Below are 8,481 nucleotides of genomic sequence, written 5' to 3'. Positions count from 1 at the left end.
TCGGGATGGAGCGCACCACCTACACCGGGGTGAGCGGCATGGAGACCAGTACACGGAGCACCTCGACCGACCAACTCCTCCTGGCGCGCGCCGCGATGAAGGACCCGGTGTTCCGGGAGATCGTGGCCACCCGCACGGTCGAGGCCCCCGGCGCCGGGGTGACGTTCCGCAACACCAACAAGCTGCTGGGGCGCTACGGGGTCATCGGCCTGAAGACCGGCTCGTCCACCCCGGCGGGCGGCAACCTGGTGTGGGCGGCGACGCAGGAGGTCGCCGGTACGCCACGCATGATCCTCGGGGTCGTCCTGCACCAGCGCGCGGGAACCACCCCGGCCGAAGGCAGCGCGGCCGCCCACGAGGCCAGCCGCGCCCTGATCGCGGAGATCCGCTCCACGCTCCCGGACGCGCTGGCTCGCGCCTGAGGTGGGCCCGGTGCACGGTTCATGCCCGGCACGGGACGGCCGTAGCGCCGTGCGCGCAAGGGGAGTTGCTGTGCAGGCGCGTACGCGGCGGGCGAAACCCCGAACGCCGCGTCGGGGGCACAGGGCAAGAAGCTGGTAGCGGGCTGCGGCGGGCAGATCGAGCGCACCTACAGCTCCGCGCTGAACGGCACGTCCACCCACCCGGACTCCGGCGGAGGTGACACCACCGTCTTCGTCCGGCCGCCCCCGGAACCACCTACGGCGGGACCAAGAAGGAATCACCGGCCCGTCCGGGCACGGCCGCACGTCGTCCCGAGCTCAGCTCAGTCCAACTCAGCTCAGCTCAGCTCAGCTCAGGTCGAGGAGTGCGAGTTCCCGCCGTGAGCACACGCCGAGCTTCGGGTACGCCTTGTAGAGGTGGTGCTCGACCGTGCGCCGGCTGAGGAACAGCTGCGCGGCGATCTCCCGGCTGCTGCTGCCGCCCTTGGCGAGCCGCACCATCTGGAGCTCCTGCGGGGTCAGCCGGTCGATCAGGTGGTCCGCCGGCACCCGCCCGGCCAAGCTGCGCTCCCCTGCGGCCCGCAGCTCGGCACCGGCCCGCCGCGTCCAGGGCTCCGCCCGCAGCCGCTCGAACGTGGCCAGGGCGGAACGCAGCATGTCCCGCGCCTCGTTGGGTCGCCGGGCCCGGCGCGGCCACTCCCCGTACAGGAGCTCGGTACGGGCGCGCTCGAAGGGCCGGCCCCCCTTCTCGTGCAGGCGCAGCGCCTGCGCGTACTGCTCCGGCCGGTCGGCGATGAGCGCCCGGCACCTGAGGGCCACCGCCTGCGCCCAGGGGGCCGTGGCGGCGGCCCGCGCCCAGCCCTCGCAGTGGCGTAATGCCTCCTCGGCGCGCTCCGGCTGCCGAGCCGGAGCCCGGGCCGCGCTCAGCGGCTGCGGGGCGCTGGTCCTGCTCGGCGCGCTCCTGGTGCTGACCGTGCCGGGGCTGCCGGCCGTCATCATCGGCTGCGCGCTCCAGGCGCTCGGCACCGCCGGCCTGACCTCCATCGCGATGAGCCTGACGGACTCCCCCCGCTCGATGGGCTTCGTCACCGCCTCGATCGCGGCCTCCTCCGGCCAGGGAGTCTTCGCGGTGCGCTCCACCGAGTCCGTGCCCGACGAGGAACGGCCTGCGGCGATCGGCCTGTTCAACCTCTGCTACCTGCTCGGCGCGGCCTTCGGCCCGGCGACGGTCTCGCTGCTCCAGGAGTGTCGACTACCCCGTAGGCCGTCGCGACAGCGGTTGAACAAGCCTGTCCCAGGCCTGTGAGCCGGACCACACAGCCGGATCCGGGCAGACCCGATGACTTCTTGGCCCGCCACCCGTCATAAAGACAGCACAGCAACAACGACATCCCTCGATCCGACAGACGGGACACCCCATGACCGCCGCCGTGAAGGGCCCTGCCAGCTACTTCCCCTCGATCGAGAAGAAGTACGGCCGCCCGGTCGCCGAGTGGGAGGACCTCATCCGCTCCTCCCCGCTCACCAGACACGGCGAACTGGTCACCTGGCTCAAGACCGAACACGCCCTGGGCCACGGCCACGCCAACGCCCTGGTCGCCCACACCCTCGCCGAGGGCAAGGGCCGGTAGGTACGGGGGACCCGTCCGGCCTCCACGAAGGTCCGGCCGGGTCTCAGAAGGCGTACCGGACGCGCAGCCACGGCGCGTGCTCCGCGATCAGCTCCCGCAGCCGGGCGAGGGCGTCGCGCTTGATGTCCCGGGCGTAGCGGATGTTGAGGGCGCCGTTCTCCGAGCGCTTCGTCTCCTGCGCGTCCGGCTGCCACAGGACCTCCTCGGCCCGGGGGTGCCAGCCGAGGTTGACCTCGTGGAGCTGCTGGTTGTGGGTCAGCATGATGATCTCGGCGGCCGCCTGCGCCTTCACCCGGCCGGGCAGGACGTCGTCCAGCTGGTCCAGCAGCTCGGCCCAGTCCCGCTGCCAGCCGGGCCGCAGCACCACGGGCGAGAGGTTGAAGTGGACCTCGTACCCCGCGTCCAGGAAGTCGGCGGCGGCCGCGATGCGCTCCGCGACCGGGCTGGTACGGAGGTCCAGCAGGCGGGAGTCGTCCGCGGGCATCACCGAGAAGCGAACCCGGGTGCGGCCTCGCGGATCCAGCGCGAGCAGATCAGGATTGACGAACTTGGTGGCGAACGAGGCCTTCGCGGAGGGCAGTCCGCGGAACATCGCAATGAGGTCGGCGGTGTTGTCGCAGATCAGGGCGTCGACGGAGCAGTCGCCGTTCTCACCGATGTCGTACACCCAGGAGTGCGGGTCGCACTGATTGGGCTGCCGCTTGGGCCCTTGGGCCCGTACATGCCGTCGTACGTGGGCGGTGATCGCCTCGATGTTGGTGAACAGGGTGATCGGGTTGGCGTACCCCTTGCGGCGCGGAACGTAGCAGTACGCGCAGGCCATGGCACAGCCGTTGGAGGCGCCGGGGGCGATCCAGTCGGCCGACCTGCCGTTGGGCCGGGTGGTGAGGCTCTGCCGGACGCCCAGGACCAGGGTCTGCGACTTGATCCGGGTCCAGCGGGCGATGTTGCCGTCGTTGCCGTGGAGGGAGGGGATGCGCCAGTGGCCAGGCACCTCGGTGACGGGGATGCCCGGCAGCCTCGCCAGGATCTGCCGGCCGCGCGGGGAGGCGAGCGCGGCGGGCTCCGCGTAGACCTCCCGTACGTTCAGCATCCGGCGGGCCTGCGGACTGTCCCGGAACCCGCCGCCACGGTCCGGCTGGTCGGCGGGAACGGTGTCGTCCCAGTCGAAGAGCGCCTGCTGCTCGGGCTGGTCGGGAGGCCGGTTCACGGCGTCGACCCTACGGCGACGGCCGGGCGGAACGAGGCGACGGGCCCGCGACGGAGTGTCGCCGTACGCACACGGGCGGAGGCTGCCAGCATCGATGGAGGCTGCCGGCATCGACGGGGCCGGACACCGGACGCGAGAGGCGGCCCCCCATGGCACCACGCCCCCACTGGCTGTTCGGGGACCAGCTGGGCCCGCACTTCCTCGACCCGCGCCACGGTGGCCCGGACGACCGGGCCCCGATGGTCATGATCGAGGCGCGCTCGGTGCTGCGCCGGCGCCGCTTTCACCGGGCGAAGGCGCACCTGGTCCTCTCGGCGATGCGGCACCGCGCCGCCGAGCTGGGCGACCGGGTCACCTATGTCCGGGCCGAGACCTACGCCGAGGGCCTGGAGAAGGTACGGGGACGCCGAGCATCGAGCCCCCTGACGGTCTGCCACCCCACCTCGCGCCGGGCGCTGGAATTCGTGAGCGGGCTGGAGGGCGTGGAGGTCCTCCCCGCGAAGGGCTTCCTGGTGAGCCACGACGACTTCGCCGAGTGGGCCGGAAGAAGCGAAGGCAAGGGCAGCGGGCAGTCCCTCCGGCTGGAGGGCTTCTACCACTGGGTGCGCGAGCGGCACGACCTGCTCATGGACGGCGACCACCCGGCCGGCGGACGGTGGAACCTGGACCACGACAACCGCGAACCCCCGCCCCGCGGGCAGGAGACCCTCGACGTGCTGGGCCCCTGGCGGCCGAGCGAGGACGACATCGACGAGGAGGTCCGCCGCGACCTCGACCGCTGGGAGCGCGACGGCGACGTCTCCTTCGTCGGCCGGGACGGCCCGAGGCGCTTCCCCGCCACCCGGCGTGAGGCCCGCTCCGCGCTGAGGCACTTCGTCGCCCACCGGCTGGCGGGTTTCGGCCGCCATGAGGACGCGATGCTGGCGGCCGACCCGGTGATGAGCCACAGCCTCCTCTCCGCATCCCTGAACCTCGGCCTCCTGGACCCGGCGGAGTGTGCGGAGCTCGCCGAGCAGGCGTACCGCTCGGGTGACGCGCCCCTCAACAGCGTCGAGGGGTTCGTCCGCCAGATCGCGGGCTGGCGCGAGTACGTGTGGCACCTGTACTGGCACTTCGGCGAGGACTACCGCCACCGCAACGCCCTGCGTCACAACACCCCGCTGCCGGACTGGTTCCTCGACCTGGACGCCGACGCGGTCACCGCCAACTGCCTGTCCACGGTCCTCGCCCAGGTACGGGACACCGGCTGGACCCACCACATCCCCCGCCTGATGGTGCTCGGCAGCCGCGCCCTCCAGGACGGCTGGGACCCGGCGGCCGTCACCGACTGGTTCCACCGCTGCTTCGTCGACGGCTACGACTGGGTGATGCTCCCGAACGTGGTCGGCATGTCCCAGTACGCCGACGGCGGCATGATGACGACCAAGCCGTACACCTCGGGCGGCGCGTACATCAACAAGATGAGCGACTTCTGCGCCCCCTGCGCCTACCGCCCCGACCACCGCACCGGCGAGGAGGCCTGCCCGTACACCGCCGGTTACTGGTCCTTCCTCCACCGCCACCGCACCCGCCTCGCCGCCAACCACCGCACGGCCCGCGCGGTGAAGGGCCTGGACCGGCTCAGGGACCTGCGGGAACTCCTCGACACGACGGCGGAGCGGGGCGACGCGCCCCCCTGATCAGGGCCTGACGCCCAGCGCCCCCCGATCAGCCCTCTTCGGGCTTCCACCCCCACGCGTTCGGCCAGTGCCGTGATCAGGCGTTCGTGCTCGGGCAGGTGCATCAGCACGAACCGCGCGTGGACGAGCTGGAACCGGCCGGGGGCGAGCTGGAACCGGCCGGGGGCGAAGTCCGCGCCCGTGATGTCGGCCTCGTGTACCTCCAGCCCCGGGACGGACCGCTCACCGAGGAACCGTACGTCGCGGTCCACGGCGAGCACGCTCGCCACCCCCGCCTCTTCCAGCAGTCGACGGGAGACCGTACCGGTGCCGGCGCCCACGTCGGGGCAGTGCCATCCCGGGCCCGCCCCCAGCGCCCGCAGCCGCGCCATGGCGATGTCGTCGTAGGCGGGGGCCCCGAAGTCGATGCGCTCGCCTTCGCCCGCCGCTTCGGGGCTGAAGAAGGACTGGCCGTAGCGGCTTTCGTGGGCGTGGCGGCCTTCGTCGCCGGATGCCACGTTTCATGCGGCCCTCGGCACGAGGCCGGAGCAGCGGTTCGCCGAACGGTTTCATGACCGGGCCCCTCCACGCGGCGGTGCGGTGCCGGGCGCCCTGCCCCGAGGCCGGCGCCCAGGTCATCCTCCACCGGACGCCGTCCGTACGGCCGAGGCGCGCCGTCCCGGAGCCGATCGGCCCGAGGGGCGCCCGCGGCTGCGTGCCCACCTCTGCCACCGCTCAGCGCAGCGCGCTCCGCCGCTGCCACTCGGCCCACGAGAGGTTCCACGCGCCGAAGCCGTTCCCGGGGTCGACCACGCCCTTGGTGTCCTTGCCGGTGATCTCGAACGGGTCGCCCGGCCGCACCTGCGCGTAGAACCAGGCCGCGTCCGCGTCGCTCATCCCTATGCATCCGGAACTCCGGTTGGCCCTGCCGAGGTGCTGGGCGTTCCACGGGGCGGCGTGCGCGTACATGCCCGACCAGGTCAGCCGCATCGAGTGGTCGACCATCTTGTCGTAGGCGTCGGCGAGGCCCACCGTCTCGGAGTTCATGTTGATCGTGCCCTCCTTGGCCATGAGCACGGCGGTCCCGCGCCACGAACGCTTGTCACCGCCGGGTGTGCCGCCGGATACCGGTATGCGGCGGACCGTCTTCCCGTCGCGTACGAGAGAGAGCCGATGGCGGTCGAGGTCGACCTCGACGATCTGGCGGTCGCCGATGGTGAAGGCCGTCGTGTAGTCGCGTACGAACCAGCCGCCGGCCGCTCCCGAGTCGGTGCCGTTCAGCTCGGCCTTCAGCGTGACCTCGGTTCCGGGCTTCCAGTACGTCCTGGGCCGCCAGTCCACCCGGTCCCGGCCCGACCAGTCGCGTATCCAGCCCCAGGAGCCCTCGGTGTCGTTCGAGGTGGTGATCCTGAGCTGCTTCTCGACCTCGGCCCGGTTCTTGACCGGGTGGTCGAAGACCAGGGAGACCGGCTGGGCGATGCCGACGGTCCCGCCGGTGCCCGGTCGCCAGTCCACCTTGTTGACCTTGTCCGCCGGAGCCGTGGTGAAGCCGGCCTTCGTGCTCCTGGCGGTGCCGCCCGCGGTGCGGGTCGCCGCAGTCACGGTGTACGCCGTGCCAGGTACGGCGTTGCGGTCGGAGACCCAGAACCGGCCGTCGGCGGCGGCCTTGCCGGCGAGCCGGTGGCCCTCGGCGTCGGTGACGGTCACCGAGGTGAGGCGGCCGCCCGTGGCCGTGACCCGTACGGGTACACCGGCCCGGGCCTTCGCTCCCGCAGGCGTGACGGCGACCGTGACGGGGCGATCGTCGGGGCTCGGCGTCACCTTGGTGACCGGGGCGCCGGGGGAGGCGCTCGACGAGCAGGCGGCGAGCGGCGCCAGCAGGGCGGCCACGACGGCGGCCCGGGCGCGGGCATGGGCGAGTACACGTATGCGGGACAACAGGACCTCCGGAAGAGCCACGAGAGCCAAGAGAGTGCATGAGCGCGGACGAGCGCCGCGAGAGCGGTCCGAGTCGGCGACGTTGTGACTGTAGAGCCGGAGAACCCGAGGTCAGACGCTACGGAGCAGTGTGACGGCGACTGGTGAGCAACGGTCATCGTCCGGTCACATTCATCGCGCGGAGCGGTCATGAACCGCTGTGAGCATCCTCTGCATCCCCGAGAAAGGCCCGGGGAGCCGTCCCCGAGACAGGTCCGGGGAGAAGGAGAGGCCACACACCGTGTCAGCGCTGCTCGTGCCTTCGTCATCCAGCCCCGTACGCCCCAGCCGGGACCCGAACCGGGACCAGAACCGGGACCCGAACCGCGACCGGGACCAGAACCCGGACCGGGACCAGAACCGGAACCGGAACGTGGTCCTGCGGCCCATCACCGCGAAGACCTACCGCGCCTTCCTCGCCTCCCCGCACGGCCAGGCCCTCGGCGCCGGTTTCCTGCAGTGCCCGTCCTGGGCCGAGGTCAAGGAGGGCTGGCGCGCCCAGCTGCTCGGCTGGGGCCCGGACCCGGAGGCGGGCGAACTGACCGGCGTGGCCCTGGTGTTGCTCCGGCAGTTCCCCGGCACCCGTAAATACTTCGCCTACCTCCCGGAAGGTCCCGTCGCCGACTGGAGGGATCCCGGCATCGACGGCTGGCTCGCCCCGCTGCTGGAGCACCTGCGGCGCACCGGCGCCTTCGCCGTACGCATCGGCCCGTCACCCGCCTACCGGCGCTGGAGCGCCGCCCTGCTCAAGCCGCTCACCGGCCCGGGGCGACGCCTGGGCGACGTCCTCGCCAGTGAGGTCGACCCGCTCGGCACCGCCGTCGCCGAGCGGCTGCGGGCCCGGGGCTGGCTCCGCTGCGGTGACGCGGCCGGCGGGGACGGAAACGCGGGCGCCGGGGGCGGGGACGCCCAGCCACGGCACGTCTTCCATGTGCCGCTCGCCGGACGCACCGCACAGGACCTGTGGTCCGGGCTCAACCAGGAGTGGCGCCGCAATGTGCGACGGGCCCGGAAGGAGGGTGTGGAGGTGGTGGTGGGCAGCGCGGCGGATCTCCCCGAGTTCTGCCGGCTGCTCGCCGTCACCGAGCGACGCGACGGCTTCCGGCTCGGCCGCTCGCTCGCCTACTACGAGCGCCAGTACGCCGCGCTGAACGCCGAGGAACCGGGCCGGATGAAGCTGTACCTGGCGCGCCACCAGGGCGAGATCCTGGCCGCCCACACGATGATCACGGTGGGCCGCCGGGCCTGGTACCAGACCGGCGCCTCGGCCGACCACCGCCGCGAGGTCCGGCCCTCCAACGCGCTGCAGTGGCGGATGCTGCTGGACGCCCACGCGCTCGGCGCTGACGTCTACGACATGCGCGGGGTACCCTCCACTCTCGATCCGGAGGAACGTGCGTACGGATTGTTGCGGTGGAAGCTCGGCACCGGGGGCCAGGTCGTCGAGACGTTGGGGGAATGGGAGAGGCCGGTGGGCGGCAGCGCCAACCATGCGCTTCACCGTGCCTTCCAGGCTTACCTGAAGCACCGATGAAGCAGCCGCCACCCCGGAGCTGACCACTATCACTACCACTACGCACACC

The 8,481-nt window shown here is 72.3% G+C and carries 6 protein-coding genes and 3 pseudogenes; 5 read left to right on the top strand and 4 right to left on the bottom strand.

The features are described 5' to 3' along the window. A pseudogene (locus tag ABZ154_RS27495) lies at positions 1–422 on the top strand (D-alanyl-D-alanine carboxypeptidase); the annotation flags it as partial. A gap of 348 nt (positions 423–770) precedes the next feature. Here ABZ154_RS27495 and ABZ154_RS27490 read toward each other — a convergent pair. Continuing rightward, positions 771–1,256 (bottom strand): annotated as a pseudogene (locus ABZ154_RS27490) (LuxR C-terminal-related transcriptional regulator); the annotation flags it as partial. Between ABZ154_RS27490 and ABZ154_RS27485 the strand changes: the two are divergent. Both ABZ154_RS27485 and ABZ154_RS27480 read left to right on the top strand, forming a co-directional pair. Next, a complete protein-coding gene (locus tag ABZ154_RS27485) occupies positions 1,216–1,728 on the top strand; it encodes a hypothetical protein (RefSeq protein WP_356836914.1) in 513 nt (170 codons plus the stop codon). The pseudogene ABZ154_RS27490 and the gene ABZ154_RS27485 overlap by 41 nt on opposite strands. Positions 1,729–1,840: 112 nt before the next feature. Next, positions 1,841–2,053, top strand: a complete 213-nt coding sequence (locus tag ABZ154_RS27480; protein WP_356836912.1) for a DUF4287 domain-containing protein — start codon at positions 1,841–1,843, stop codon at positions 2,051–2,053. 43 nt (positions 2,054–2,096) lie between these two features. Here ABZ154_RS27480 and ABZ154_RS27475 read toward each other — a convergent pair whose 3' ends face one another. After that, positions 2,097–3,263 (bottom strand): spore photoproduct lyase family protein, encoded by a 1,167-nt coding sequence (locus tag ABZ154_RS27475; protein WP_356836910.1) that lies wholly within the window; start codon positions 3,261–3,263, stop codon positions 2,097–2,099. A gap of 149 nt (positions 3,264–3,412) precedes the next feature. On the opposite strand from ABZ154_RS27475, the gene ABZ154_RS27470 reads away from it, so the two are divergent. Beyond that, positions 3,413–4,942, top strand: coding sequence for a cryptochrome/photolyase family protein (locus ABZ154_RS27470; protein ID WP_356836908.1), 1,530 nt, complete (start codon positions 3,413–3,415; stop codon positions 4,940–4,942). A 53-nt stretch (positions 4,943–4,995) separates the two neighbouring features. Here the strand turns inward: ABZ154_RS27470 and ABZ154_RS27465 are convergent. Next, positions 4,996–5,439: pseudogene (locus ABZ154_RS27465) on the bottom strand (class I SAM-dependent methyltransferase); the annotation flags it as partial. Between the two features lie 217 nt (positions 5,440–5,656). Then, positions 5,657–6,859 carry an Ig-like domain-containing protein gene (locus ABZ154_RS27460; protein ID WP_356836906.1) on the bottom strand — a complete coding sequence of 401 codons (1,203 nt, stop codon included), beginning with the start codon at positions 6,857–6,859 and terminating at the stop codon, positions 5,657–5,659. Positions 6,860–7,139: 280 nt separating this feature from the next. Here ABZ154_RS27460 and ABZ154_RS27455 point away from each other — a divergent pair, with 280 nt between their 5' ends. Beyond that, positions 7,140–8,432 (top strand): peptidoglycan bridge formation glycyltransferase FemA/FemB family protein, encoded by a 1,293-nt coding sequence (locus ABZ154_RS27455; protein WP_356836904.1) that lies wholly within the window; start codon positions 7,140–7,142, stop codon positions 8,430–8,432. The last annotated feature ends 49 nt before the right edge of the window (positions 8,433–8,481 follow it).

Origin of the sequence: Streptomyces sp. NPDC006261, from assembly GCF_040613515.1 — a bacterium.
In the GTDB taxonomy this organism is placed as follows: Bacteria; Actinomycetota; Actinomycetes; order Streptomycetales; family Streptomycetaceae; genus Streptomyces.
This window is presented reverse-complemented; position numbering and strand designations above follow the sequence as displayed.